The sequence below is a fragment of the Elusimicrobiota bacterium genome, assembly GCA_016722575.1.
GTDB lineage: Bacteria > Elusimicrobiota > Elusimicrobia > FEN-1173 > FEN-1173 > JADKIY01.
The window spans coordinates 441,696-467,675 of the sequence record JADKIY010000002.1; the positions used below are offsets into that span (position 1 = coordinate 441,696).

The 25,980-nt window shown below is 63.1% G+C and carries 26 protein-coding genes and 1 pseudogene; 22 read left to right on the forward strand and 5 right to left on the reverse strand.

What is annotated here, in order from left to right; genetic code table 11:
• Positions 1–108: 108 nt before the first annotated feature.
• From IPP68_05600 to sucC, 3 genes are read right to left on the reverse strand one after another with little or no spacing between them, the layout of a single operon-like run.
• Positions 109–2,076 (reverse strand): glycogen debranching enzyme family protein, encoded by a 1,968-nt coding sequence (locus tag IPP68_05600; GenBank protein MBL0349832.1) that lies wholly within the window; start codon positions 2,074–2,076, stop codon positions 109–111.
• Entirely contained in the window at positions 2,076–2,984 is a 909-nt protein-coding gene (sucD, locus tag IPP68_05605) for a succinate--CoA ligase subunit alpha (protein MBL0349833.1), read from the reverse strand. Before sucD ends, IPP68_05600 begins: the two co-directional genes overlap by 1 nt.
• Positions 2,981–4,246 carry an ADP-forming succinate--CoA ligase subunit beta gene (gene sucC / locus IPP68_05610; protein ID MBL0349834.1) on the reverse strand — a complete coding sequence of 422 codons (1,266 nt, stop codon included), beginning with the start codon at positions 4,244–4,246 and terminating at the stop codon, positions 2,981–2,983. The genes sucD and sucC overlap by 4 nt, the downstream gene beginning before the upstream one ends.
• A gap of 257 nt (positions 4,247–4,503) precedes the next feature.
• Between sucC and IPP68_05615 the strand changes: the two genes are divergently transcribed.
• The 18 genes from IPP68_05615 (at position 4,504) to arsB (ending at position 22,588) form a co-directional block, all read left to right on the forward strand.
• Entirely contained in the window at positions 4,504–4,977 is a 474-nt protein-coding gene (locus tag IPP68_05615; protein MBL0349835.1) for a CBS domain-containing protein, read from the forward strand.
• Between the two features lie 71 nt (positions 4,978–5,048).
• Positions 5,049–6,815, forward strand: coding sequence for a 2-oxoacid:acceptor oxidoreductase subunit alpha (locus tag IPP68_05620; GenBank protein MBL0349836.1), 1,767 nt, complete (start codon positions 5,049–5,051; stop codon positions 6,813–6,815).
• Positions 6,812–7,849 carry a 2-oxoacid:ferredoxin oxidoreductase subunit beta gene (locus IPP68_05625; protein MBL0349837.1) on the forward strand — a complete coding sequence of 346 codons (1,038 nt, stop codon included), beginning with the start codon at positions 6,812–6,814 and terminating at the stop codon, positions 7,847–7,849. Before IPP68_05620 ends, IPP68_05625 begins: the two co-directional genes overlap by 4 nt.
• Positions 7,846–8,382 (forward strand): CBS domain-containing protein, encoded by a 537-nt coding sequence (locus IPP68_05630; protein MBL0349838.1) that lies wholly within the window; start codon positions 7,846–7,848, stop codon positions 8,380–8,382. Before IPP68_05625 ends, IPP68_05630 begins: the two co-directional genes overlap by 4 nt.
• A gap of 58 nt (positions 8,383–8,440) precedes the next feature.
• On the forward strand, positions 8,441–9,379 hold the full coding sequence (gene trxB / locus IPP68_05635) for a thioredoxin-disulfide reductase (protein ID MBL0349839.1): 939 nt from the start codon (positions 8,441–8,443) through the stop codon (positions 9,377–9,379).
• Positions 9,283–10,308 carry a hypothetical protein gene (locus tag IPP68_05640; GenBank protein MBL0349840.1) on the forward strand — a complete coding sequence of 342 codons (1,026 nt, stop codon included), beginning with the start codon at positions 9,283–9,285 and terminating at the stop codon, positions 10,306–10,308. The genes trxB and IPP68_05640 overlap by 97 nt, the downstream gene beginning before the upstream one ends.
• Before the next feature lie 86 nt (positions 10,309–10,394).
• Positions 10,395–10,730 carry a hypothetical protein gene (locus IPP68_05645; protein MBL0349841.1) on the forward strand — a complete coding sequence of 112 codons (336 nt, stop codon included), beginning with the start codon at positions 10,395–10,397 and terminating at the stop codon, positions 10,728–10,730.
• A 38-nt stretch (positions 10,731–10,768) separates the two neighbouring features.
• Complete coding sequence (locus IPP68_05650) at positions 10,769–11,074, forward strand: hypothetical protein (GenBank protein MBL0349842.1); 306 nt, start codon at positions 10,769–10,771, stop codon at positions 11,072–11,074.
• On the forward strand, positions 11,067–11,588 hold the full coding sequence (locus IPP68_05655; GenBank protein MBL0349843.1) for an FAD-dependent monooxygenase: 522 nt from the start codon (positions 11,067–11,069) through the stop codon (positions 11,586–11,588). Before IPP68_05650 ends, IPP68_05655 begins: the two co-directional genes overlap by 8 nt.
• 183 nt (positions 11,589–11,771) lie before the next feature.
• A complete protein-coding gene (locus tag IPP68_05660; GenBank protein MBL0349844.1) occupies positions 11,772–12,161 on the forward strand; it encodes a hypothetical protein in 390 nt (129 codons plus the stop codon).
• Positions 12,133–14,187, forward strand: coding sequence for a (E)-4-hydroxy-3-methylbut-2-enyl-diphosphate synthase (gene ispG / locus IPP68_05665; protein MBL0349845.1), 2,055 nt, complete (start codon positions 12,133–12,135; stop codon positions 14,185–14,187). Before IPP68_05660 ends, ispG begins: the two co-directional genes overlap by 29 nt.
• The gene (locus tag IPP68_05670) at positions 14,177–15,358 is read left to right on the forward strand and encodes an AI-2E family transporter (GenBank protein ID MBL0349846.1); all 1,182 of its coding nucleotides are present in this window, start codon (positions 14,177–14,179) and stop codon (positions 15,356–15,358) included. Before ispG ends, IPP68_05670 begins: the two co-directional genes overlap by 11 nt.
• Positions 15,359–16,075: 717 nt before the next feature.
• A complete protein-coding gene (locus IPP68_05675; protein ID MBL0349847.1) occupies positions 16,076–16,780 on the forward strand; it encodes an RNA methyltransferase in 705 nt (234 codons plus the stop codon).
• A gap of 2 nt (positions 16,781–16,782) precedes the next feature.
• Entirely contained in the window at positions 16,783–17,916 is a 1,134-nt protein-coding gene (locus IPP68_05680) for a DUF1343 domain-containing protein (protein ID MBL0349848.1), read from the forward strand.
• A 1,151-nt stretch (positions 17,917–19,067) separates the two neighbouring features.
• On the forward strand, positions 19,068–19,862 hold the full coding sequence (locus tag IPP68_05685) for a hypothetical protein (protein ID MBL0349849.1): 795 nt from the start codon (positions 19,068–19,070) through the stop codon (positions 19,860–19,862).
• A 238-nt stretch (positions 19,863–20,100) separates the two neighbouring features.
• Positions 20,101–21,009 carry a M28 family peptidase gene (locus tag IPP68_05690; protein ID MBL0349850.1) on the forward strand — a complete coding sequence of 303 codons (909 nt, stop codon included), beginning with the start codon at positions 20,101–20,103 and terminating at the stop codon, positions 21,007–21,009.
• A gap of 97 nt (positions 21,010–21,106) precedes the next feature.
• Entirely contained in the window at positions 21,107–21,487 is a 381-nt protein-coding gene (locus tag IPP68_05695) for a hypothetical protein (GenBank protein ID MBL0349851.1), read from the forward strand.
• Between the two features lie 126 nt (positions 21,488–21,613).
• Positions 21,614–22,588 carry an ACR3 family arsenite efflux transporter gene (gene arsB / locus IPP68_05700; protein MBL0349852.1) on the forward strand — a complete coding sequence of 325 codons (975 nt, stop codon included), beginning with the start codon at positions 21,614–21,616 and terminating at the stop codon, positions 22,586–22,588.
• A gap of 49 nt (positions 22,589–22,637) precedes the next feature.
• Here the strand turns inward: arsB and IPP68_05705 are convergent, their stop codons facing one another.
• A complete protein-coding gene (locus IPP68_05705; GenBank protein ID MBL0349853.1) occupies positions 22,638–22,844 on the reverse strand; it encodes a hypothetical protein in 207 nt (68 codons plus the stop codon).
• A gap of 123 nt (positions 22,845–22,967) precedes the next feature.
• On the opposite strand from IPP68_05705, the gene IPP68_05710 reads away from it, so the two are divergent.
• From IPP68_05710 to IPP68_05720, 3 genes are all read left to right on the forward strand, one after another.
• Positions 22,968–23,492, forward strand: coding sequence for a hypothetical protein (locus IPP68_05710; protein MBL0349854.1), 525 nt, complete (start codon positions 22,968–22,970; stop codon positions 23,490–23,492).
• Positions 23,493–23,558: 66 nt separating this feature from the next.
• Positions 23,559–23,789, forward strand: a complete 231-nt coding sequence (locus tag IPP68_05715) for a DUF167 domain-containing protein (protein ID MBL0349855.1) — start codon at positions 23,559–23,561, stop codon at positions 23,787–23,789.
• Positions 23,790–23,792: 3 nt separating this feature from the next.
• Positions 23,793–24,245, forward strand: coding sequence for an SET domain-containing protein-lysine N-methyltransferase (locus tag IPP68_05720; GenBank protein ID MBL0349856.1), 453 nt, complete (start codon positions 23,793–23,795; stop codon positions 24,243–24,245).
• On the opposite strand, the gene IPP68_05725 is transcribed toward IPP68_05720, so the two are convergent.
• The gene (locus tag IPP68_05725) at positions 24,242–25,105 is read right to left on the reverse strand and encodes a DMT family transporter (GenBank protein ID MBL0349857.1); all 864 of its coding nucleotides are present in this window, start codon (positions 25,103–25,105) and stop codon (positions 24,242–24,244) included. The genes IPP68_05720 and IPP68_05725 overlap by 4 nt on opposite strands.
• Positions 25,106–25,298: 193 nt before the next feature.
• Here IPP68_05725 and IPP68_05730 point away from each other — a divergent pair.
• Positions 25,299–25,445: pseudogene (locus IPP68_05730) on the forward strand (prepilin-type N-terminal cleavage/methylation domain-containing protein).
• Positions 25,446–25,980: the final 535 nt, after the last annotated feature.

Sequence of the window (25,980 nt, forward strand, 5' to 3'; positions counted from 1 at the left end):
GACCGAACGTCCGTCCCGCGCCCACCGAAACGAAAACGAACGGCCCCCGGGGAGGGCCGGCACGCGGGACCGCGAACCGAAAAGCGGCGCCGCCCGCCCGTCCCAAAATCAAAGGGTGATTCCCTCTTCCCAGAGCACGCGGAGGATTTCGCCCACGCTCCAGGCCTGGGCCGGGCACCCCTGGGGAGCGTGGGGGGCGTCCCCGTCGAAGAATTCCGACACCTGCCCGACGCCCGCCTCGGACAAATGGTGAACCAGGGGCTGAAGAAACCGCACGACTTGTTTTTTGGACTCCTCGGTGGAACCGAACGCTTTAACATACGCGGTGACAAAGGGGCCCAACAGCCAGGGCCAAACGGTGCCTTGATGGTACATCCGGTCCCGGTCGGCCGGGGGACCGCCGTGGCGCCCGCGGTACAAAAGGTGGGAGGCGGACAGGGTGCGCAATCCCCGGGGGGTCAACAGTTCCCACCAGGTGGTTTCCACCAGGGGCTTAAAGTTTTTCTCCTCCAAAATTTCGTACGGGAGGCTCACGGCCAACAGGCCGTTGGGGCGAAGCTCCGCTTCCCGTCGTTTGCCGTCGACGACGTCGAAAAGGCATTGGGCGTCCTCGTTCCAGAATTTCTCGTTGAAGCTTTTACGGGCCACCCCGGCCAGTTTGTCGTACCCCCGGGTGGGTTCCTTGAGCTTCAACTGGATCTCCACCAGGAATTGAAGGGCGTTGTACCACAGGGCCTGAATTTCCACGGGTTTTCCGTTCCGCGGGGTGACGGGCTTGCCGTCGACGCGAGCGTCCATCCAGGTGAGCGGCCAATCCCCCGCCGGAATTTCAATCAATCCGTCCTGGTCCATGCGGATGTCGTATTGGTTGCCGTGCTGGTAGCTGTCCACGATCTCCCGCATGACGGGCAGCCAGGCGCGCACCCGGTCGTCGTCGTGGGTCGCCCGGTGGTAAGCCTGAACGGCCCGGACGAACCACAGGGGGGCGTCCACGGCGTTGTATTGGGTGCTTTCGCCCCCTTCGGGAAATCGGTTGGGCAGCAGGCCCTCGTGGACGTGGCGGGCGTAAGTGTCCAAAAACCCCGGGGCTTCGTTCCATCGCCCCGTGGCCAAAAACAGCCCGGGAAACGCCACCAGGGCGTCGCGGCTCCAATCCCCGAACCAGGGATACCCGGCAATGACGGTCAAACCCTCGCCCCGGGAAACGATGAATTGATCGGCGGCGGCCGACAGCGCGCCCGCCAGAGGGCCCCGCACCAGGGACGCCCGGACTATTTTGCGACGCTGGTCCCGCTCTTCCTCTTCCCAACGCTCCGCCCCGTCCATGGAGGTCCGCCCGACGGCGTAGACCACGCGGACCGCCTCGCCGGGCTTGAGCGGGATTCGATAGAGTCCGGGGCTCCAAGCGTCTTCCTGCCGTTCCAACCCCCGCCGCTCCTCCCACACGTAGGTTTGATTGCGGTACCAGGCGGGGGCGGACTCGAAGCGACCGCCGTCCGACAAAACATTCAGGACGGGGCCCCCGGGGAAATCAACGATCAACGTCCGACCCTCGGCGCGGGTTGTGCCTTCGAAGCGATTGTTTTCCCTGACCAGGGTGTGGTGGTCGCGCCCCGTCAGGAACGGCCGGACTTCCAGCGACAGGGCCGGGCCGGCCAACAGGCGGTAAACCGCCACGGCCGTGTCTTCGCCGTAACGGAGGAAAAAACTTTTTTCAAAACGAACGTCGCCCCACGCGTAGGTCCAAATGGGGAACGGTTCCAATCGGAAGGATTCCAAGCGGTCGTAGCCTTTGGGATTGACGACGTCGGGATAGGATTGGCAGGAAAGATCAAATCGCTTCTCGCCGATGATCAACGCTTCTTCGGAGCGGTTCACCAGCTGAACGCGCTCCAAGGGCGGACGGCGGGGAACCGTCAGGAGGCCGTGGTAGCGGCGGGTGTTGCCGCCGGCCACCGTGCCCAGGGCGTAGCCGCCCCGGCCGTTGGCCTCCAGCCATTCCCGTTCGCTGGCGTCGGAATAATTTCCGCAGACGGCGCGGCCGAGGTCGACCACGGGTCCGGATTTGACGGCCATTAAACCCGGAGGGCCTTGAAAACGATTTCCCCCATATCGGCCGGCGAATCCACGATTTTAACGCCCGCCGTTTCCAAGGCGGCGCGCTTTTCGGCCGCGGTGCCCCGGGAGGCTTTCCCCCCCGCGCCGCCGGCGTCGACGATGGCCCCCGCGTGGCCCATGCGCTTGCCCGGGGGCGCGGTTTGCCCGGCGATGAAGGCGAAAAGCGGTTTGGTCATCTTGGATTTGAAGTAATGGGCCGCCTCTTCCTCGGCGGTCCCGCCGATTTCGCCGATCATGAGAACGGCTTCGGTGTCCCGGTCTTCCTGGAAAAGGGTCAGCGTATCGACAAAGGTCGAGCCCTGAACCGGGTCGCCGCCGATGCCCACCACCGTGGATTGGCCGAGACCCCGCTGGGACAACTGCCACACCGCTTCGTAGGTCAAGGTGCCGGACCGGGAGACGATGCCGATCTTTCCCGGCTTGTGGATGTACCCCGGCATGATGCCCATCTTGCATCCGGGCCGCTTGTCGTCGCCCGGCGTGATGAGCCCCGGCCCGTTGGGGCCGACCAAGCGGACGGGCGCGCCCCGGAGGGCCGCTTTGACCCGGGCCATGTCCAAAACGGGAATGCCTTCGGTGATGGCGACGATCAAACCGATCCCGCCGTCGGCCGCCTCCAAAATGGCGTCGGCCGCGAAGGGGGGCGGCACAAAGATCATGGAGGCCGTGGCCCGCGTGGCGTTCACCGCCTCTTTGACGGTGTTAAAAACGGGAATGCCCTCCACGTCGGTGCCGCCCTTGCCCGGCGTCACGCCGCCCACCACCTGGGATCCGTAGGCCTTGCAGCCCTTGGCGTGGAAAGACCCGGCGGACCCGGTGATCCCCTGGACGATGATTTTGGTGTCGTGGTTGAGGAGAATGCTCATGACGGCCTCCCGGCGGCGGCCCCATCCGACGAACTGGGACGGCCCCTAGCGGCGGCCGCCCCATCCGACGAACTGGGACGGCCCCTAGCGGCGGCCGCCGCCAGCGCGACGGCTTTCTTGGCGCCCTCGGTCAAATCCGAGGCGGGGGTGATGGCGAGGCCGGATTCGGCCAAAATCTTCCGGCCTTCCTCCACCCGGTTGCCTTCCAAACGCACGACCAGGGGCCGGTCGAGGCCGGTTTTGCGGACCGCCTGAACGATGCCCTGGGCGATGACGTCGCATTTCATGATGCCGCCGAAAATGTTAACGAAGATCACTTTCACGTGGGCGTCGGACAGGATGATTTTAAAGGCCTCGGTCACCTGGTCGACGGTGGCGCCGCCCCCCACGTCCAAAAAGTTCGCGGGTTCGCCGCCGTGCAGTTTGATAATGTCCATGGTGGCCATGGCCAGGCCGGCGCCGTTCACCATGCAGCCGATGTCGCCGTCCAAGCGGATGTAGGAGAGGCCGACTTTCCCGGCGCGGCGTTCGGCGGCGGTCAGGTCCCCCAGGTCGGCCTGGTCGAAGAGATCGGCGTGGCGGAAGGCGGCGTTGTCGTCGATGGTCACCTTGGCGTCCATGGCCAAAAGCGACAACCCTTTTTTCCCTTTCAGCACGCCCAACGGGTTGACTTCCATCAGGCTCGCGTCCGAAGCCATGAAGAGCTTGGCCAGGTTTCGGAAAAAAGCCACGGCGGAACTCAACAAATCCCCGGTCAACCCCGCGGCGAAGGCCGCTTCCCGGGCCTGGAAGGCTTCCAAGCCCCGAAGGGGGTCGATGTCGAACCGCAAAATTTTCTCCGGCGCGCTGGCGGCCAATTCCTCGATGTCCATGCCGCCCTGGGCCGAAAGGATCAGGACCGGCTTTCCCGTCTTCCGGTTGAGGGTCACGGCGACGTAGATCTCGCGTTCCACCTTGACCGCCGGTTCCGCCAAAATTTTCCGCACCACCAGACCCTGGGGACCGGTCTGGTGGGTGACCAGGGTTTTGCCCAAAAGACCCTTGGCGAAAGCGGCCGCCTCTTTGGGCGTTTTAATGAGTTTGACGCCCCCGGCCTTGCCCCGGCCGCCCGTGTGGACCTGGGCTTTCAGGACCCAGGGGCCCTGGCCGATTTTCTTAAGGGCCGCGGCCGCTTCTCCGGGCTTACCGATGACCGCGCCCGTGAGAACCGGAAGGCCGAAACCGCCCATTAAAATCTTCGCTTGGTACTCATGGAGCTTCATTCGGAGTCCCCTTAATAAAGTCGCTGAAGCGGTTATTTAACCAAATCAATCGGGCTAAAGCAAAAACGCGAACCTCGGAACAGGTTGAATATTCAATCTTTTTCCACCCCCCGGCCCCGGGGACCGGTTCCGCCACGCCACGCGAAAATCCCCGGGATTCCTTCTCCCCGACGATAATACCGGCTTGATTGCCCGCTTTCTTCCTTTTATCTACAATGATCCTTCCGCAAACGCATCCAGGGACAGCGAGGCCCGCCATGAGCGCCAAAACCGATCGTCGCCTTAAAGAAAAGAAAATCGGGGAAGTGGTCAATCCCCGATTGATCCAGGCTCCCGCGGACATTTCCGTTCAACGCGCCCTGGACGTGATGCGCGAGAACAAGTCCTCTTATCTCGTCATTTCCGAAGGCAAACGCGTGGTCGGCATGTTCACCGAATCCGACGTCACCCGCAAACTCCTCAACAAGAAAAACGAATGGGGCCGCCCCGTGCGGGACTTCATGACCGCCGACCCCATCGTCCTCCGGATGGACGACAACGTGGGCCGCGCCGTGGACCTCATGGCCGAAAACGACATCTACCACGTCCCCCTGGTCAACGAAAAGCAGGAACTCATCAACGTTCTGAGCGTCCGCACCCTGATCCGCTTTTTGGCCGAATTCTACCCGGGGGAGGTGTACAACATCCCCCCCAACCCGCACCAAGTGCACCACACCGCCGAGGGGGGCTGACCGTGGCCGTGAAAGAAAAGAAAGTCGTTCCCTCCGTCACCGTGCGCTTCGCCGGCGACTCGGGGGACGGCATGCAGTTGACGGGGGACCAGTTCACCGACACCACCGCCGTCATGGGGAACGACTTCGCCACCCTGCCGGACTTCCCGGCGGAAATCCGCGCCCCCGCCGGCACCCTGCCCGGCGTCTCCAGTTTTCAAATCCAATTCGCCAACTCCCTGATTTTCACCCCGGGCGACATGGCCGACGTCCTGATCGCCATGAACCCCGCCGCCCTTAAAGTCAACACCCGCCACATTAAAAAGGGCGGCCTGATGATTTTAAACGAGAACGCCTTCGACAAGGACGGCCTGGAAAAAGCCGCCTACGCCGCCAACCCCCTGGAGGACGGCAGCCTGCGGGACTGGCAGGTCCTCAAAGTTCCCCTCTCGGACCTGACGGCCAACGCTCTCAAAGACCACCCCCTCCGCCCCAACGACGTGGACCGGTGCAAAAACTTTTTCGCCCTGGGCCTCATGTTCTGGCTCTACGACCGAAGCTTCGACCACACCGTCGACTGGATTTCCAAGAAATTCGCCAAGAAACCCGAATTTGTGAACGCCAACATCGCCGCCCTGAAAGCCGGCTACAACCACGCCGACATCACGGAACTCATGCCCACCCGCTTCGAAGTTCGGAAATCCGCCCTGGAACCGGGGACCTACCGGAAGATCACGGGCAACGAAGCCGCGTCCATCGGGTTGATCACCGCCGCCGAATTGGCCGGCAAGACCCTCTTTCTGGGCTCCTACCCCATCACGCCGGCCTCGAGCATCCTTCAAGATTTGTCCTATCACAAGGAATTCGGGGTCAAAACCTTCCAGGCCGAGGACGAAATCGCGGCCATCGGGTCCGCCATCGGGGCGGCCTTCGGCGGCGAACTCGGGGTGACCACCACCTCGGGCCCCGGCCTTTGCCTCAAGTCCGAAGCCCTTAATTTGGCCATCATTGCCGAGCTTCCGCTCGTGGTCGTGAACGTCCAGCGGTGCGGACCGTCGACCGGCATGCCCACCAAGACGGAGCAAACGGACCTCCTGCAAGCCATGTTCGGCCGGAACGGGGAATCCCCGGTGATCATCGTGGCGCCCAAAAGCCCCGCGGACTGCTTCGACGTGGCCATCGAAGCCGTGCGACTGGCTCTGACCCACATGACCCCCGTGATTTTGCTTTCCGACGGCTACCTGTCCAACAGCGCCGAACCCTGGAAGCTACCCGACATCGCCAAATTTCCGAAGATCACCGTCACGCACCCGACGACCTGGAAGGGTCCCTTCACCCCCTACGCCCGGGACCCGAAGACCCTGGCCCGGGCCTGGGCCAAACCCGGCACCCCGGGCCTCCAGCACCGCATCGGCGGCCTGGAGAAAAACGACGTCACCGGGGCGGTGAGCTACGATCCGGAAAACCACGAGAAAATGGGCCTCATCCGCGCCGAAAAAGTGGCCCGGGTGGCCGACGACATCGCCCCCCTGACCGTCCGCGGCGCCGACCAAGGCCGATTGCTGGTCCTGGGCTGGGGCAGCACCTACGGCCCCATTTACCAAGCCGTGAGCGAAGTGACGGAGGCCGGCCGTCCCGTGTCCCAGGCGCATCTGACCCATTTAAATCCCTTCCCCAAAAACACCGGGGAAATCCTCGCCAAATTCGAAAAGGTGCTGGTGCCGGAACTGAACAGCGGTCAACTGCTGATGCTCCTGCGCCACCGGTTCCCGAAAGTTGATTTCACGGGCTACAACCGCGTGCGCGGCGTGCCCTTTTACGTTTCCGAAGTTCGCGAAGCCATCGAGGCGGCCCTATGACCGACGTCCCCGTTCCCTCCGGCGCCGAAAAGCGCCCCACCTTCACGAAAAACGATTTCGTGTCCGGCGCCGAGGTCCGTTGGTGCCCCGGCTGCGGCGACTACTCCATTTTGGGGGCCATGCAGCAGACCCTGGCCAAGTTCGACATCCCCCGGGAAAACCACGTCTTCGTCTCGGGCATCGGCTGCTCTTCCCGGTTCCCCTATTACATGAACACCTACGGGTTCCACACGATTCACGGCCGGGCGCCGACCGTGGCCACGGGCCTGCGTTGCGTGAACCCCGACCTCTCCATTTGGGTCATCACCGGCGACGGCGACGGGCTTTCCATCGGCGGCAACCATTTGCTCCACGCCATGCGGCGGAACTTGAATTTCAACATTCTGCTGGTCAACAACCAGATTTACGGCCTGACCAAGGGGCAATATTCCCCCACCTCCCCGACGGGCAAAATGACAAAGTCGTCGCCCTACGGGTCCATCGACCACCCCATCAACCCGCTCTGCATCGCCATCGCTTCCGAAGCCACGTTCATCGCCCGCACGCTGGATTCCGACCCCCGCCACATGAGCGCCACCCTGGAGCGGGCCATGAAGCACAAGGGCATCTCCTTCGTCGAGGTGTACCAGAACTGCATCATTTTCAACGACAAGGCCCACGGGCCCGTCACGGGCCGGGAAACCCGGGACGACCGAATGGTGTATTTGGAGCACGGCAAGCCGCTCCTGTTCGGCAAAAACAAAAACAAGACCCTCCGCCTCAACGGCCTTTATCCCGAAATCACGGACTTCGACCCCACCGACACCCGGGGGCTCCTGATCCACAACGAAACGGACCCGCGGCCCAACCACGCCTACCTGCTCACGCAGTTGATTTACCCCGATTTCCCCGTCCCCTTCGGCGTGTTCCGCGCCGTGGAAAAACCGACCTACGACGACCTGATGAACCAGCAGATCCGGGACATCGTCGCCACAAAAGGCAAGGGCACCCTGGAAAAATTGATCTACAGCGGCGACACCTGGAGGGTCCAATGAGCGCGAACCCCTGCCCCTTTTGCGGACACGAAAATCTCCCCGGCGACGACCGGTGCGGCCAGTGCCTCCATTCGTTGATGCAACGGCAAATCCCCTCGGCCCGGCGGTTGGGCGACGAATTCCGGGACGCGCTTCTGAACGAACCGGTGTCGGAACTGCTGACGGGCATCGACCTGCTGGTCTGCAGCCCCAAGGACTCCCTGGACAAAATCCTCAAGATCTTTCAAAAAGAGAAGAAGGGCTGCGTCCTGGTCTACGAGAAGAAAAAAATGGTCGGCGTGTTGTCCAACCGGGACCTCCTGTTGCGGGCCGCCGGTCCCGGAGACGACCTGACGAAGCTCACCGTGGAAGACGCCATGACCCGCAACCCCAGTTACGTCCGTCCCGAGGACCCCATCGCTTTCGCCGTCAACAAAATGTCCGTGGGCGGCTACCGCCACCTCCCGGTCATTCGGGCGGACGGAACGCCCGTCAGCATCTTGCTCATTCGCGACATCCTTCGCTACCTGTCGGCCAGCAAAAAAGAATATTGATCGCCGACCCGGGAACCGAACCCGGGCGCGGGCGTTTCATAAAGAAGAGGTCATCGCCATGGAAACACGTCCCCTGATCATCATCGGCTCCGGCCCCGCGGGTTTCACCGCGGCGCTTTACGCGTCCCGGGCCGGTTTAAAGCCCCTCGTCCTGGGCGGCCTCTTTAAAGGCGGCCAGCCCGGCGGCCAGCTCATGACCACCACCGACGTGGAGAATTTCCCCGGCTTCCCCGACGGGGTCGAAGGCCCGGAACTGATGAAACGGATGCGCCAGCAGGCCCAACGCTTCGGCGCCGAGGTGTTGGACAAGGACGTGGAATCCGTGGATTTTTCCGTCCGCCCCTTCAAAATCGCCACCGACGAAGCCGAATACCTCGCCAAAGCGGTCATTCTCTCGACCGGCGCCACCGCCAAGCGGCTCCACAACGCGGCCGAATCCAAATTCTGGAACCGCGGCATCTCCGCCTGCGCCACCTGCGACGGCGCCCTGCCCCTTTTCCGCAACAAACCCATCGTCGTGATCGGCGGCGGGGACACCGCCATGGAAGAAGCGCTGTACCTCACCCGCTTCGGCTCCGAAGTCGTGGTCCTCCATCGACGGGAAGAATTCCGGGCCTCCCGGGTCATGCTGGAGCGGGCCAAGAAGAACCCCAAAATTAAATTCAAAGTGCCCTACGGCCTGGAAGACACGCACGGTGAAAAGACCCTGGAACAGCTCAAGGTCAAAAACCTCAATACCGGCGCCGTGGAAACGCTGGCGGCGGCGGGCCTCTTTTTGGCCATCGGCCACGAACCGAACACCGCGCTTTTCAAAGACCGAATCAAGTTAGACGACGTGGGGTACATCCTGACCGACGGCCACGCCCGCACCAACGTCGAAGGCGTGTTCGCCGCCGGTGACTGCGTGGACCACGTCTACCGCCAAGCCATCACGGCCGCGGGCCAAGGCTGCATGGCCGCCATTCAAGCCGAGCGCTGGCTGGCGGCCCAAGAATAATTCCCCCTCCCCGCCTCGTCGGCCTCGGCACCGCCCTTCCGTCCCGGAGCGTTTCCCAGGGCGAGGCTCTCGGATTTCTCCTTAAATTCTTTCCCCACCGCCCCGCAACCCGGGCCCTCCTGACCCGGGTCTTCGCCCACGAATCCGTGGAGACCCGCCGGTTGGCGGTGAACCGTCTGTCCGAACTGGCCGACCGGGACCTCGACCGGAAAAATCGCCGATTTGAAAAAACCGCGGTGGCCCTTTCCGCCCGGTCCTTGGCCGACGCCCTTCGCCGGGCCGGGCGATCGGCCCGCCACATCGACTTTTTGGCCGCCACCACCTGCACCGGCTTTCTCTGCCCGGGCCTCGCGCCCCGTACGGCGGACCGGGCCGGCCTTCGACCGGACGTTCGCCTGGCGGACCTCGTGGGCATGGGGTGCGGCGCCGCCCTTCCGGCCCTGCAAACCGCCGCGGATTTTTGCCGCTCCCACCCCGGCGCGCTGGCCGCCGTGGTCAGCACCGAAATTTGTTCCGCGGCTTTTTTCCCCGGCGACGCTCCGGACCTCGTGATTTCCAACGCGCTTTTCGGGGACGGCTCCGCCGCCCTGCTGCGGGGGGCCGGAAATCATCGACGAGGAATCCCTCGTCGTTCCCGCCTGGCGGGACGCCCTCCGCTTTACGACCGACGGCGGCCACCTGCGAAACGTCCTGTCCCCCCGGGTCCCCCTCCTGGCCGCCCGGGCCACCCGTCGGGTGCTCGACGCCGTCCTTCGCCGCCAAACTCGCCCCGCGACATGACGCTGGGCCTGCACGGGGGGCCGGGTGCTGGACGCCCTGGAACGAACGTTGGGTTTGGCTCCCGCCGATCTGGCCGCCAGTCGCGGTCCTCCGCCGTTACGGCAACCTCTCCTCGCCCTCGGTGCTCTTCGCCTTTCGGGAATCCCTGACGCGCTCCCCCGGGCGGCCGGGGGAGGGCCTTTCTGGCCTCCTTCGGCGCCGGGTTTTCGGCCCACGGGCTTCTCCTCCGATTTCCATGAACCTCTTCCCCGACCTTTCCTGTCCCGTGGATTTGGAGGAGTGGATGGACACCCGCCCCCTGGACGACGCCGACGGGGAGGGCGTCTTCGGATTTTTTGAATTCACGAACCGGCGCTTCGGTGGTTTGTCGACGGTGCTAAACCTTTTTATCCGTTGGTCCGCCCGATGGGCTCCGGGGGAACGAATCTCCCTTCTGGACGTGGGGGCCGGCGGCGCGGACATCCCCCGGGCCTTGGTTCGGTGGGCCCGGGCGCGGGGGTTCCGCCTATGGCCGGCGGAACCCCGGCCATCGCCGAAGGGCCCGCGGGCCTGCGCCAATCCCGGAAATTGAATCGAGAAAGACTCGGTGGATGACGGACCACGGGCTCGATGGACGCGTCCCTGTTCCAGTGGCCGTCCGGGCGGGCCGACGCCTTGGCCGCCCTGGACCGGCTGGCCCGCCGGGGGGTGATCGTCAGCGATCTGCGCCGGTCCCTCGGGGGGTATTGGGCCGTGGGGGCCTTGGCCGCCCTGCGCCGGGACCGCGTGGCCTTCCACGACGGGCCCGTCTCCGTTCGCCGGTCCTTTCGCCCGGTCGAGCTGGACCATCTGGCCGCCAGCGCGGGGCTACACTACCTGAAAAGCCGATCCGAGCCCTGGTTCCGCGTGTCTCTCTCGGGGGAAAAACATTTCTAAAACGGCGCTGATCGTCGGCGGCGGACCGGCGGGCGCGGGGGCGGCCTTGGCCCTTTTGGGCGGTGGCTTCGACGTCGAGTTGTTTGAACGCCGACCGGATTTTTCCCCCCGGGTTTGCGGGACCTTCCTGGATGGTGAAGCCCTCCGCCACCTGGACGCCCTCGGCCTGGGAGAACGGGTACGCGGCGAATCCGTCTCCGTCCCCCGCGTCGTGGCGACTTTTCCGCCCGACCGCTCCCGGTCCGTTGATCTTCCGGAGGCCGGCGCCGCCCTGCCCCGTCCTCGCCTGGAAGAAATTCTGATCGATGAAATTCGACGGCGCGGCGGCCGCGTATCGATGGGCGTTCGTCTCTCCCGGAGACGGCGCTCGGACCCTACGCCTGGAAGGCTCCGCCGTGGGCGCGGGTCCGACCCGAAACCGGGAAGCGGACCTCGTGCTTTGGGCCGACGGCCGCTTTTCCACGGGACCGGCCCCGGGCGGCCCCGGCCACTACGGGTGGAACGCGGAATTTGACGGCGTGGCCCAGCGGCCCGGCGACTTGTCCCTTCACTTCGCCGCCCGCGGCTACGTCGGCGTCGTCACCCACCGGGACGGAACCTCCAACATCTGCGGTCTTTACCGACGGAATAACGAACCGTTGGACTGGGAAACGGTTTTTCAACACACCAACACGTCTCGCGGCCCGGCCCGGGCGGCGTGGGGCCCCGCCTTTTCGCGGGCTTGCCCCCGGACGGTGTTTTCCGGGTGGGCGACGCCGGGGCCGTGGGGGACCCTTTTATGGGCGAAGGGATCGGCCGGGCCCTGGCCACGGGGGCGCTCCTTCGGGCGGCCCTGCGGGAGGTCGACGATCGTCCGTTGGTCGAACGCTACCGGGCGCTGTGGAGCGCGTCCTACGGCGGGCGTTTCGCCTTCGGCCTCTGGGCACGGAGGCTTCTGCTCAACCATCGGCTGACCCCTTGGACGCTGAGACCCCTCCTCTCCCCGTGGTGTTGCCCCGGCTCCTGTCCCTCTTTCACCGCGGCTACCGCCCGCCGTCGAGGATCGACGGGCGTTTGGTATAATATCCCCCGTGAAATCCGCCGTTGAAGCGATCCCCAAATCGCCCCCGTTTTCCCCCGACCTCTTCGCCTACCGCCGCCGCAAAACGCGGGCGGTCAAGGTGGGCGAGGTGGGCGTCGGCGGGGACAATCCCCTGCGCCTCCAGTCCATGACCACCACCCGAACCCAGGACACGGATTCCACGGTGAACCAGGCGATCCGGTTGGTCCAGGCCGGGTGCGAAATCGTCCGCATCACCGCCCCCACCGAAGTCGACGCCAAAAACCTCAGGAACATCGCCGCGACCCTCCGGGCCAAAGGCGTCCGCGTGCCCCTGGTGGCCGACATTCATTTCCGTCCCGAGGCGGCCCTGGAGGCCGCGGAACACGTGGAAAAAGTGCGCATCAACCCCGGCAATTTCGCCGACAGTAAAATGTTTAAAACCCGGGAATATTCCGACCGGGAATACGCCGAGGAACTGGAGCGGATTGAGGAACGGTTCACTCCCCTCGTTCTCAAAATGAAAAAGCTGGGCCGGGCGCTCCGCATCGGCACCAATCACGGATCGCTCTCCGACCGCATCATGAACCGCTACGGCGACTCCCCCGAGGGCATGGTGGAGAGCGCCCTGGAATTCCTGTCCATTTGCCGCAAGAACAATTACCACGACGTGATTTTCTCCATGAAGTCCTCCAACCCCAAGGTCATGATCGCGGCCTACCGCCTTCTGGCGGCGCGGCTGGACGGACAAGGGTGGGACTACCCCTTCCACCTGGGCGTCACCGAAGCCGGGGACGGGGAGGACGGGCGCATCAAATCCGCCGTTGGCATCGGCGCCCTGCTGGAGGACGGCATCGGCGACACTTTGCGGGTGTCCCTGACCGAAGACCCCGAATTCGAAATCCCCGTGGCCCGCCGGTTGGCCGCCCGATTCGACGGACGCCCCGCGGTGAGCTACGCCCCCCGCCGCCGGGACGGCGACACCGATTTAAAACCCGTGGGCGACGACTACCACTACCAGCGGCGCGCCGCCAAGGAAATCGCCGTGGGACCCATCCGCCTGGGCGCCAACCACCCGCCCCGGGTGGTGACGGACATTTCCGCCCTGGGTCTCTTGGGCTCGGACATTTTGGCCTCCCTGGAAAAGGCCCTGAAGAATTCCAAGCAGATCCCCCCGGAAATCCTGGCCCAGGACGTGACCACGCCGGAAGACGCGGGGAACCTATCGAATTTGAAACGGGATTTGAAATTCGAAACCTCCCGCCTCGGCTTTTTGGCGCGGCTCACCGGCACCGAGGACGTGGCCGCCAACGCCCTGGACGCCGCCGATGGATTGATCGTTCCCCTGAAACTCGGGCCTTCGGCGACGTTCCTGCTGGCCGTGGCCCGGGCCGCGACCGACGCGGGCAAATCCCTTTGGCTCGAGGCCACCGACGCCGGGGAGCTCCTGGCCGCGGCCCAGAACCTGGGCGAACGCCCCTTCAACATCGTGTTGGCCCTTCGGAGCACGGACCCCTCGCGCCTCCTGCACCAATGGCGCTTCGTGGCGTCGCAACCCTTCGTGCGCCAGGCCGGATGGCCCCTGCTCATCACCGCGCCCGCCGCCCTGGACACCGACGGATTCCTGCTCTCGGCCGCCACGCTGGTCGGCGGCTTGCTCTGCGACGGCTTGGGGGACGCGGTCCAATTGGATTCGGGGTTGGGCCTGGAACGCGGACTGGAACTGGCCTCCAACCTCCTGCAGGGCGCCGGGGCGCGCCTCACCAAAACGGAATTCGTTTCCTGCCCTTCCTGTGGTCGCACCCTATTCGATTTGCAAACGACGACCGAGCGCATCAAGAAGCGCACGGGCCACCTGAAGAACGTCAAAATTGCCATCATGGGGTGCATCGTCAACGGCCCCGGCGAAATGGCCGACGCGGATTTCGGTTACGTCGGCGGCGGGCCGGACAAAATTAATTTGTACGTGGGCAAGGAATGCGTGGCCAAGGGCATTCCCTTCAACGAAGCCGACGAACGCTTGGTCGCTCTCATCAAAGAAAACAAGAAATGGACGGAACCCCATGAGTCCTAGTTTGTTCCTCGACGCCAAAGGCGATTCCCGGCCTCTGATTTTCCGGATTTTCTTTTTCGCCGCCTTCGGGTTTCTCTTGTTCCAGCTTTTTCGTTTGTTGTCGCCTTTCTTCGACGGCATCATGGTGGCCGTCACCCTGGCCCTGGTGTTTTACCCCGTCCACGCCCGGTTTTTAAAATGGTCCGGCGGCCGCCGAACCCTCGCCGCGGGGTTGAGCGTCGCCGCGCTGTTTTTAATCGTGGTCATCCCCACGATGATCTTTTTGGGCATGTTGGGCAAGCAAACAGCCGCCCTCTATCCCTGGGCCCAGGAGCAGATTCAAACTCTTCGGGCCAATCCCCAGGAAGCCTTCATCAACAAACTTCCCGCCTCGGTCCGTTCCGCGTGGGAACGGGCCGACAAGGTACTGGACAACGCGGGCGTGGACATTCAAGACGTTCTTCTGCGCAACATCGAGGGGCTCGGCCACCAACTCTCCTCCACGGGCGCGGCCATCTTAAAAAACCTCGTGTTCTTCATCTTTCAAACCTTCGTCATGTTGTTCACCCTGTTCTTCCTGTTTCGCGACGGGGCGCGTTTGCTTCACCAGCTCGTCCAGCTGGTCCCCATGGAACAGGTCCACAAAGAACACATTTTAAATCGACTGAACCAAACCCTCACGGCGGTGGTCCGGGGCATGTTCATCACGGCGTCGGTGCAGGGCCTCCTGGCCGGGATCGGTTTCGCGGTGGCGGGCGTGCGTTTCTCGGTACTGTTGGGGTTCGCCACGGCGTTCATGGCCCTGGTGCCCCTGGTGGGCGCCACGGCGGTGTGGGTGCCGGTTTGCGGGTATTTGATTTTAAAAGGCTGGATGTGGCCGGGCGTTCTCCTGTTGATTTGGAGCGCCGGGGTGGTCAGCACCATCGACAACTTCCTCCGCCCCTATTTGATCGGCGAGAAGGCCCGCCTGCCCATCATGCTCCTGTTCTTCGGCACCTTGGGCGGCCTCAAGGCCTACGGCCCCACGGGGATCTTTTTCGGCCCGGTCATGGTGGCCAGCGTTTTGGCCTTCTCCAAGATTTACGGCGAGCAACTTCAGCGCCTTCAAACCGCCCAAGTCGCCCCCGAGCGGGAACGCCGACATCCGACCGAACCGTCCGGCCCCCTCCCGCCGGTCCCACCGGTGGTCTGACGTGTTCAAAAAAAACCGTCGTCCCTTCCGCGGTCCCAAACCCCCGTTCAACCCGGGCCGGGGCGTCGAACGAAACCCCGGGGGGGACGAGCGCTCTCCCTTCGACCCCCACCAACGGGGCCCCAAGAAGTTCAACCACGGCGACCGTTTCCGCCCCGGCAAAAGGAACGACAAAGATCGCCGGCCCGGCAAGTTCGGTAAGCCGGAGACCCCCGCCTCTTTTAATCCCAAATTCGGCGGGACATCCGGAGAACCGGGGACCCCCGCGGGCCGCCCCCAAGAATCTCGCGGCAATCGGAAACGGTACAATCCCGGGAAGTCCAAGAATTTCCGCCAACGCCCGGGGCGGTTTGACCGGGCCGACAACCGCAACAACAAACCCAAATTTAACACCCGATACGACCGAGACCGCTCGGGTTCTTCCGATGGCGAAAATCGTCCCCTCCCCCCCGGGAAGCCCGACCCCGCCTTCCGAAACCTTTCGAAGAAGACGCGGGCGCCGAACCCCTTTCCACGCCGACGCCCCCGCCGTTCAAAGCCCCGCCCCTTTTCCGCGGGAACCCCGGTCCCGAGAAGCCCCGCACGCCGTCGAACGGGGAACCACCCCCGACGCCCTCCCGAACTTTTTTCGGGCGCGGCGAAAAGCTCAATCGCACCAGCCCCATCGTTCACCGATTCCGGGACGCCCGGGACGGCAAGGACCCCAAATCCATTTTCGTGGAAGGCCACCGCCTGATCGGCGACTTGATCCACATTCCGCTGGCCGTCCGCGAGTTCCTTTTCACCGTGGCCGCGGCCGACCGCCCGGAGATCAGCCGCGTCATCGACGCCCTTCGGGGCCGCGGCGCCTCGGGGCACAACGTCACCCCGGACGTGATGGAGTTCGTCTCCGACTTGGAAACCCCTCCGGGTTTGGTGGTTCGGGCCGACCGCCCCGTTTCCCCCGCCCTGCCTTTGGCGGACAACGCGCTTTGGGTGGTGCTGGACGGCTTGCAATCCCCGGCCAACGCCGGGGCCGTCGTGCGCGTGGCCGAAGCCGCCGGGGCCCAGGCCGTCATCGCGGCCGCGGGCACCGCCGATCTCTGGAGCCCCAAGGCCCTTCGCGGATCTTCCGGCAGCGCCTTCCGCGTTCCCCTGGTTCTAATCCCCGCCATGAAGGAAGTGTCGGACCGCCTGAAGGGGCGGGGCATCACGGCCGTGGCGGCGGATCAAAATGCGGACATGGATTATTGGGATTTCGATTGGACCCGCCCCACGGCGATCATTTTGGGGGCGGAGGGCCGCGGGCTGGGCGATCTTTCGGAATTCAACGTGCAACGGGTTCGCGTGCCTATGGCGGGCAAAGTGGAGTCCCTGAACGTCGCGGTGGCGGCGGGCCTTCTGCTCATGGAGGCGGCGCGCCAAAGGCGGTCCAAGATTTGAAGGTGCAAACGGGCTTGGACCTCCTGTCCAAGCGCGGCCACCCGGCGTTGAAGGGCAAGCGGGTGGGTCTCATCGTCCACCAGGCTTCGGTCGACCGCCAACTTCGCCACGCGGTCGACCTCCTCCGAAACCGCAAGGATTTCCACGTCGCCGCGATCTTCGCCCCCGAGCACGGCTTTTACGGCGACCTCCAGGACCAGGTGCCCGTGGACGGCGCCCAGGACCCCCGCACCGGCCTCCCGGTTTTCAGCCTCTACGGCCCCCGCCGCCAACCCACCCCCCAAATGCTGAAGGGCCTGGACGCCCTGGTCTTCGACCTACAGGACATCGGCGTCCGTTATTACACGTTCATCTGGACCATGGCCCTGGCCCTGGAGGCCGCGGCCAAGGCCGGGATCACGTTCGTCGTCCTGAACCGTCCCAACCCCCTGGGCGGCGGCGTGGAGGGCAACCTTCCGGACCCGGCCTACGCCAGCTTCGTGGGCCTTTACCCCCTCCCGGTCCGCCACGGCAAAACCGTGGGCGAGCTGGCCGTTTATTTCAACAAGAAATACAAATGGGGCGCGGACCTTCACGTGGTCAAAATGAAGGGGTGGAAGCGCTCCATGCGGTTCGATGAAACCGGCCTGCCCTGGGTGATGCCCTCCCCCAACATGCCCACCCTGGACACGGCGACGGTCTACGCCGGCATGTGCCTGCTGGAAGCCACCAATTTATCCGAGGGTCGCGGCACCACCAAACCCTTCGAAATTGTCGGCGCCCCCTTCATTGACGGCCACAACCTGGCCCGGGCCCTGGAAAAGAAAAACCTCCCCGGCGTCGCCTTCCGACCCCTGGCCTTCCGGCCCACGTTTAATAAATGGGCCAACCAAACCTGCGGCGGCGTCCAACTCCACGTGACGAATCCCAAAACTTTCGAATCATTCCTCGCGGGCCTGGTTTTTCTTCAAACGGTGAAACAACTTTATCCCCGAAACTTAAAATGGAACCCGCCGCCCTACGAATACGAGACGGTCAAAAGGCCCATGGACATCCTTTGCGGAACCGATCAAATTCGGAAAGCCATCGACGACGGCGACAATCTTATTAATCTCTCCAAAACCTGGCCCCCCGCCCTTAAATCTTTCCAATTTTAAACTCTTCCACTTTCCCAAATCATTAATTCAACGTCGTGGGCCTCCCCGGCCCACGCCCGGCACCGACATCCCAGGCGCTCCGCATCAGCGGCTATGCCGCCCCAGGTGTCCGGAGCTCTGCGACGGGCCGCCCTGGACCCGGGTGACTCAAGTCGTGGGCCTCCCCGGCCCACACCCGGCCAAGGCCATTTTTGGACGCGCAAAAATGGCCCTGGACCCAAAAACGCGCCCCGGTCGGCCTGCGCGCGCCGTTTTGGCGGCACCGTCTTGCTGATTGTCTATTGCCGGTGCCGCCCCGACAATGGATATCTTAGGCGGACGGGGCGGGCGTCCCTCACGTGGGCCAAACACCGGCCCCGGCACCGCCCTACTTTGATATCAATCGTCGGTGCTGTCCCGACTTCGGATATCTTAGTCGGGCGGGACGGTCCCTTGTCGGCTGCCGCCGCCAAAACAGGGCCGGCACGCCTCAAAAGCCCTTCGGCGTTGCCGACGCGAAAAAAGTCGAATTCTTCCTCAGGGCCGACGCCCGGTTTGTGGGCGCCCCACAACGGGCCGCACCACAGCCGCCAAAACGGCGTGCTCGATTCGCCTTATGGGGTCCCAGAAGCAACTACATCGGCAAAATCAAATTCTTTGTTCAGCCTTTGCCTTGGCCTTTGCTTTGGCCTATGCCTATGTAGCTAAAAACCCCCTTGAGGCGTTTTGAGCACGAACTTTTTGCCGCCGCGGTGGCCGAGGACTGTTTGAGCCCCGTCACGGGTCTTTGACGGGGCGAGTTCCGCAGGCCCGGCATAAAGTTCGCGCGGAAGCCGCTTGGGGGCGGTTTTCTTTTGGATACTTTTCTTTGGGCGGCCAAAGAAAAGTATCCCGGGTCCAGGGCGGAGCGCCTGGGAATTATGAAAAAGTCCAAACCTAAATGAATCGAACAAAATGGATAACCGTCCGTAATATACGCACCGGAGGCGAAGAACGGGAAAACACAACGGGAGCCCCCCCTTCCCCCCTTGATTTCCCCCCCTCCATCCCGCATAATAAGCGTCTCCAGGATCCACATCGACGGATTCACCCCGGGGATTTCTGTTCGGAATCCCGACAAATTTGGTTCCTCGCAACCAAAACCATCATCAGCCAAGCAATAAGGAGGAAGTATGAAAAAAGTTTTCTCGTTGTTCGCCGGTCTGGCGGTTTTGCCGGGACTGGTCTGGGGTCTCAACCTCGGGATCAAGAAAGACCACATTCAAAAAGTGCACTCCATCGCGATCATCAGCGTCTACAGCAACGCCGAGATCATTAAAAGCGACGCGCGCGCGGGCGGCCTCACGGCCGGCATCGGCTTCTTGAAGAAAATGAAAGACAAAAAAGACAACCCGGCCCTCGGACACTTCGGCGGGACCGACCTGGTGCAAAGCGCCCTGGACGCCTACGCCAAGAACCTCGCCGGCGTAAAGAGTTGGACCGTCGTCGACCCCAAAACCGTCTTGGCCGCGGCGGACTACAAAGCCTTCGTGGAGGACGTGAAAAAGGAAGTCGGCCCCCGGGGCATGGAAATGATGGACAAAACGCGCTCCGTCCCCGAGGGCATGGTGCCGTACCTGTTCTTGAACAACAAGGACAAAAAGAAACTGAGCCAGATGTCGGACCTGTGCGCCAAGCTCAAAGTCGACTCCGTCGCCATCGTTGAGATGGAACTCTCCCAGCGCTCCACCTTCCTGACGGCCGGCGTGGCCGGCAAAGTGTGGCCCGGCGCCGCCGTGACCTTGAAAATCGTGACCGCCGACGGGAACGTGGCCGTCGCCGCCATGGGCCCCAAGGCCGAACCCGCCGCCCCGGTGGAAATGAAAATGGACAACATGGAAGACACCCCGGCCGCCCGCGCCGCCTTCAAGGAAGCCATCGAGAAATCCGCCGCGGAATTCAAAGACAACCTGAACCAGAACATCTAACCCCCCTTTCCCCCGGATTTTCACTGAAGGTCCGGGGACGGGTTTAAACGCGAAGGCCAGGCCGATTCAACGGCTTGGCCTTTCGCTTTGCCGGGGAATCCAAGGAGCGCCCACGCCATGATATACTGTCGTTAAACATGGACGTTTCGTTCCTCTTCAGAACAAATCCGCCTTCTGATATGGCCTTGTGAGACGCGCCCGTCCGCCTTCAACGCCCTTATTGGTTTTGGCCCTTTTAATGCCCTTCTTCTCTCCCCCCGCTCAAGCCGATTCCGCCCCACGGGCGGACGCCAAACGTTTGGGACAGCACGTCCGTTTTCTCGCCGCCTTACAACCCGAGCGAAGCCACCTCCACACGAAATCCCTCGGGGCGGCGTCCGATTACATCGAGGCGCGTTTTCGGGAATATGGGTTCAACCCGGTTTTGCAAAAATACGACGTCAACGGCCGGACCTACCAAAACGTCACGGTCGTCCGGGGCCCGAAAAACACCCGCCGCCTGGTGGTGGGCGCCCATTACGACGTCTGCGGCGAGCAACCCGGCGCCGACGACAACGCCAGCGGGGTGGCGGGGCTCCTGGAGTTGGCGCGTTTGCTGTCCGTGGAGCCGCCGGACTTAACCAAGGAAATCGAACTGGTGGCCTACACCCTGGAGGAGCCGCCCTACTTTCGAACGGAAAATATGGGCAGCGCCGTCCACGCTCAAAGCCTGCGCGACGCCAAAATCGAGGTGGAAGGCATGATTTCCTTGGAAATGATCGGGTTTTATTCCAACGCGCCCGGGTCCCAGCATTACCCCCTGCCCGTTCTGGGTTTGTTTTACCCTTCCCGGGCCGACTTCATCGCGGTGGTCGGCAATTGGGCCAGTTTCGGGTTCGTGCGCCGGGTGAAAAAACTCATGGCCCGGGGGACGGACTTGCCGGTCGTGTCCCTCTCCGCCCCCAACGCGTTGGACGCCATCGGCCTGTCGGACCAGCGGAATTATTGGAAACGGGGAATGCCCGCCCTGATGGTGACGGACACCTCCTTTTTCCGAAACCCAAACTACCACCAACCGTCGGACACTCCCGACACCTTGGATTTCGCCCGAATGGCCCGGGCGGTGGACGGCGTTTTCAACGCCCTGCGCGTGATGGGAAAAGAATAACCTTCGCGTTGTCCCGGGGCCGATCGAGAGCGCCCAGCGCGATTTTACCGGTGGGAGGAACACCATGATCGCTTTGTTTCTATTCTTGAGGCCGTCCGTGCATAAATTCTTGGTGATGGCGGGACTGATCGCGGCGGCCCTGGGGTTTCACTTTTTAACGATTTCCCCCTTTGAGGGCAGCGTTCGGGAGGGACCGGTCTCGGCGGGGACAAAATTCGCCCGGGTCGTGGGCCGCCGGCTGGCTTACACCGGGATTTACCGGGACATCGTCCACCGGGCCAACTTCTACTTCCAACCCACGGGCGCCTGGGAAGAGGGCAAAGGCTTCATGGAAAACCCAACCGCGGGCGCCCGGTTCCTGAAAAAACACTTGCCCCCTATTCCATGGGAATGGCCGGGCAAAATCGTCGGGTTTTCCGTTGGGACCGCCTACTTTTACCTTCTCGCCTGCCTGGGCGTCGCCCTCTTTCATCGATAATCGCACCGCCGCCATAAAAGGAAGGCCAAACCCTTGAACCACGACTCCGCCGCTTCAACCGCTTCCACGCCCCTCGAAAAGCTCTCCCGTCTCGACCGGTTCCTGCCCTTGTGGATTCTCCTGGCCATGGCGGCGGGCGTCGCGTTGGGACGTTTTATTCCCGGGATCGCCCCCGCGTTGGACCGGGTGAAAGTGTCCGGTGTGTCCCTGCCCATCGCGGCGGGCCTTCTGTGGATGATGTTCCCCGTCCTGGCCAAAGTCGATTACTCGGCTTTGGGGCGGCTCACCGGGAATGGCCGCGTCTTGGGCCTCTCGTTCACCATGAATTGGCTGGTGGGGCCGGTCCTCATGTTCGCGCTGGCCTGGGTTTTCTTGCCGGATCTCCCCCACTACCGCACGGGGTTGATATTGGTGGGGCTCGCCCGTTGCATCGCCATGGTCCTGCTTTGGAACCTTTTGGCCCGGGGGAGCAACGAACTGGCGGTTTTGCTCGTGGCGTTAAATTCGATTTTTCAGATTTTTATGTATTCTTTTTTGGGCTATTTCTTCCTGGCGGTTCTCCCCGGCTGGTGGGGGGCCGAGGGGCACCGGCTTAATATCTCCATGGCGGAAATCGCCAAGAGCGTCGCCGTTTTTTTGGGAATCCCCCTCTTGCTGGGATACGCCACGCGCCGTTTTTTCGTGAAGCGCCGCGGGGCGGAATGGTACGACCGGCGGTTCATGCCCGCCCTGGCGCCGACGGCCCTGATCGGCCTTCTCTACACCATCGTGCTCATGTTTTCCATGCAAGGCGACAAGATTGTCCGGGTGCCCTGGGACGTCGCGCGGATCGCGTTGCCGCTCCTGGCCTACTTCGCCCTGATGTGGGGATCGACTTTTTTCGCGGCCCGGCGGATGGGGTTGACCTACGAGGAGACCAGCGCGCTGGCTTTTACGGCGGCGGGAAACAACTTCGAATTGGCGATCGCGGTGGCCGTCGGCGTTTTCGGCATCGCCTCCGGAGAGGCGCTCGCCGCGGTGGTGGGTCCGTTGATTGAAGTGCCGGCCTTGATCGGGTTGGTCACCGTTTCGCTTTGGGCCAAAAAACGCTTTTTTCCCTAGACCGGAGGACCCGCCCCGCCGCTCCCGACGTTGAAAAGGGACAACGTCCCTATTCGGCCATCCAGAACGGCACGGACATGAGGAACGCCCCCACGAAAAACTCCGCGACGGCGTTGGTGATGAAATAGGGAAAGACGCCTAAAACAATTCCGGTGAACAGCGCGACGTATTTTTGGTTTTTCTTGCCGTACCCGAAATACAACATGCCCACCAGCCCGAACACGGTCGACAAAATAAACGAAGCGCTGAGGTGCATGATTTAAGATACCCCCCGGGGCACCGGATTTCAATGGAGCGGGTTTTGACCCGGCCCCCCAGTCCTCCCAAGGAAAATTTTTATAAACTTAACCCAAGGTAAAAAAACGTGAGGCGACCATTTTTGTTTTCCCTTTTGATTGCTGCGGCGTGCCCGTCGGCCCTTCTTTGGGCCGAAGCCCCTCCCTTCTCCAGCACCTACACTTTTCTGGCCAAGGACTGCCGCTGGGCCTTTGACGAGGCCGACCTTCGGGAAGGCCAGGACAACGCCCGGATCTGCCGGGGCCCGGCGCCCTACGAGCTTTTCATCGACTTCTCCGCCGAGGCCGCGTTCTTGTCCGCCCGCCGGTCCGACCGCCCAAACGAAACGGTCTTCGGCGACCCGGTGGGCGGAATCGACGACGAGAACGGCGCGGTGGAATGGCGGTTGGCCGGGGGGGTTCCCTTCGCGCTGATTGTGCGAACGAAACGCCGGACCCCCCTGGACGACGGCCGCGAATGGAAAAGCGAGCGTTTGGCGGTCCGAGGTCTCGGAGATTTTTTGGAGATCGCGGGAGACGTGGACGTCCGCAAAACCCCGAACGCCAACGCCGCGGCCCGGACCCTCGCCGAGCGGGGATGGCGCGTCCACCGGGCCGACCAACCGTGAATTCCCCTTTCTTAACACACGCCGTGTCCCGGAGCGCGTGAAAGCGCCGGCCGCCCCTTTTGCATCGTGGACCTTCCGTCCTACATCAAGCTCAAGGTTCGTGCGGATTCCCGCCAATCGTCGGTATTCAAAAAAGCCGACGACGCCTACGAAATCCACGTCCGCGCCCCCGCCGAGCGGGGACGCGCCAACGCCGAAGCCCTGGACCTCCTGGCCCGGGCGCTGAACTGCCCAGCGAATCGCCTCCGCATCGTCAAAGGCGGCACCTCGCCCCACAAAATCATTCAACGAATTTAGGTCATGAAGCGCTCCCCACCCCCCAAACGAACCAACAACGAATGGGTGTTCGCCGCTCCCTCGGGCATTCACGGGAGCGGTCTCTTCGCCCGGAACGACGTTCCAACCGGGACACCCGTCGTGGAATACGACGGGCCCCGGGTGTCCGCGGCGGAGGGTCGACGGAGGGCGGCGGAGGGGAACGCCTTTGTCTTTCGACTGAATCGGCGGGAGTTTATCGACGGATCGGTGGGGTGGAATTTGGGGCGGTACGCCAACCATTCCTGCGAACCGAACGCCGCGAGCGAGAGCCGGGGCGGGCGGATCTGGTTGCGGGCGGTCCGGCCGATCCCCCAAGGGGCGGAAATCACCTACGACTACGGTTTTTCCTTCCGGGACGATCCGACGCCCTGCCGTTGCGGCGCGCCCTCCTGCGGAGGAAGCATCGTGGCCGCCCGTGACCGGAACCGACTTTAACCGGCGCGGCGCCCCCACAATCCCTGGCTGAGGGCCGTCCCGAAAAGAATCAGCGCCGTCGACAAAACCATCGACGTCGTGACGCGCTCGCCCAAAAAAAGACCGCCCCAGGTCATTCCAAAAACGGGAATTAAAAATGTCACGACCACCGTCCGCGTGGTCCCGAGGCGGGCAATCAGCCGGTAGAAAAGGACGAAGGCCACGGCGGTGCTGAACACGCCCAACAACCCCACGCTGATCCAAGCGGCCGGCCCCGGGCCCACCGACGGCCATTGACCGACGACGAAGGGCAGGAGAAGCAGGGCCCCGGTGACTTGACTGATGGCGGTGATGACCAGGGGGCTCACCGCCGCCAAATACTTCTTCGTGTAGACGATGGAAATTCCGTAAAGCAGCGTGCCCGCGAGGGCGGCCCCGATGGCGGAGCGGAGGCGGGTCGAGTCGAACGACAGCTTCCCGCCGACCAAAAGGCACACCCCGAGGCCCCCGATCAACAGGCCCGCGCCCTGGGAAAAACGAAGGCGCTCCCGCAGCCAAACCCATCCGACCAAAGCGGTAAAAAAAGGCGCCGTCGAATTCAAGATCGCGCCGAACCCGGCGTTGGTGTGAATGGTGGTGTAAGCGAGCAGGGAGAAAGGAACGGCCGAATTGGAAACTCCGAGAAAAACGGTCTTTTTCCAATGCCGACGGATTTCACCGAATTTCCCGTTGAGCCCGCAGAGCGCGAGGAGAAAAGCCCCGCCCAAGGAAAGGCGGAGGCCCACCATGGGCAGGGCGCCGAAAGCCGGCCCGGCCACCCGCATGAAAAGGTAAGACCCTCCCCAAAGAGCGGCAACGATCAGGAACTCAAGGAACGCCATCGGCCCGTCCCAACGAGAAGCCATGCCGAAGGCGCCCAGTGAAGAGCTTTCGGGCGTACGACCACGCCAACAATTCAGACCTTGAAAACGGGGAAAAAGCATGTTAGGCTTAACGGAACAGATTCGGTTTCCATCATTCTTTCTTATTGGAGAGGTGTTCCACATGAACTTGAACTTGAAGTTATTGCGCTTAATGGCAAAACCGGCCAACCTGCTGGCCAAAGCCGTCTCCCCGCGCTTGCTCGCGCACGCCAACAATGGAAAAGGGTTCACCCTGATCGAATTGATGATCGTGGTGGCCATCATTGGTATCTTGGCGGCCATCGCCATCCCTAAATTCGCCGACCTCGTAACGAAGTCGAAAGAGGCCAGCATCAAGGGCAGCCTGGGAACCGTCCGCAGCGCCGTGAGCATTTACTACTCCGACCAGGAAGGCGTGTATCCCGCCTCGGGTTCCTTGGCGGTGTCGTTAACGTCGGGCGCGCGCTACCTTCAGGAGATGCCTTACGTTCAGATCCCGCAAACCGCGTACGGGCACGGCCGCGTGAACACCGAGACCGTGAACGGACCCGACGCTGGGAACTGGTTGTACCGTCCCGGATCCGGTCAAGTGGTGGTCAACTGCACGCACACCGACACCAAGAGCTCGACCTGGAGCAGCTGGTAAGTCCGAGCGTCCAACGTTTCAAAAGCGGGAGAGGGGTCTTCGGATCCCTCTCCCGCTTTTTTTTCTGCCACGAAACGACCGTCGTCTTTATAAAAAACCGGAATCTGCCCATTCGACGTAGAGGCTTTTTCCCGAAAGGGAACCCCATGCCCCCTGAACCGACTTTCTCGACCCACCAAATGAAAATCGTCGGCGTGCGCCGGATTCC

Coding starts and splice junctions, on each gene's coding strand:
- IPP68_05600 (MBL0349832.1), bottom strand. CDS start 2,076: ATGGCCGTCAAATCCGGACCCGTGGTCGACCTCGGCCGCGCCGTCTGC.
- sucD (MBL0349833.1), bottom strand. CDS start 2,984: ATGAGCATTCTCCTCAACCACGACACCAAAATCATCGTCCAGGGGATC.
- sucC (MBL0349834.1), bottom strand. CDS start 4,246: ATGAAGCTCCATGAGTACCAAGCGAAGATTTTAATGGGCGGTTTCGGC.
- IPP68_05615 (MBL0349835.1), top strand. CDS start 4,504: ATGAGCGCCAAAACCGATCGTCGCCTTAAAGAAAAGAAAATCGGGGAA.
- IPP68_05620 (MBL0349836.1), top strand. CDS start 5,049: ATGCAGTTGACGGGGGACCAGTTCACCGACACCACCGCCGTCATGGGG.
- IPP68_05625 (MBL0349837.1), top strand. CDS start 6,812: ATGACCGACGTCCCCGTTCCCTCCGGCGCCGAAAAGCGCCCCACCTTC.
- IPP68_05630 (MBL0349838.1), top strand. CDS start 7,846: ATGAGCGCGAACCCCTGCCCCTTTTGCGGACACGAAAATCTCCCCGGC.
- trxB (MBL0349839.1), top strand. CDS start 8,441: ATGGAAACACGTCCCCTGATCATCATCGGCTCCGGCCCCGCGGGTTTC.
- IPP68_05645 (MBL0349841.1), top strand. CDS start 10,395: ATGAACCTCTTCCCCGACCTTTCCTGTCCCGTGGATTTGGAGGAGTGG.
- IPP68_05650 (MBL0349842.1), top strand. CDS start 10,769: ATGGACGCGTCCCTGTTCCAGTGGCCGTCCGGGCGGGCCGACGCCTTG.
- IPP68_05670 (MBL0349846.1), top strand. CDS start 14,177: ATGAGTCCTAGTTTGTTCCTCGACGCCAAAGGCGATTCCCGGCCTCTG.
- IPP68_05685 (MBL0349849.1), top strand. CDS start 19,068: ATGAAAAAAGTTTTCTCGTTGTTCGCCGGTCTGGCGGTTTTGCCGGGA.
- IPP68_05690 (MBL0349850.1), top strand. CDS start 20,101: ATGCCCTTCTTCTCTCCCCCCGCTCAAGCCGATTCCGCCCCACGGGCG.
- arsB (MBL0349852.1), top strand. CDS start 21,614: ATGGCGGCGGGCGTCGCGTTGGGACGTTTTATTCCCGGGATCGCCCCC.
- IPP68_05705 (MBL0349853.1), bottom strand. CDS start 22,844: ATGCACCTCAGCGCTTCGTTTATTTTGTCGACCGTGTTCGGGCTGGTG.
- IPP68_05720 (MBL0349856.1), top strand. CDS start 23,793: ATGAAGCGCTCCCCACCCCCCAAACGAACCAACAACGAATGGGTGTTC.
- IPP68_05725 (MBL0349857.1), bottom strand. CDS start 25,105: ATGGCGTTCCTTGAGTTCCTGATCGTTGCCGCTCTTTGGGGAGGGTCT.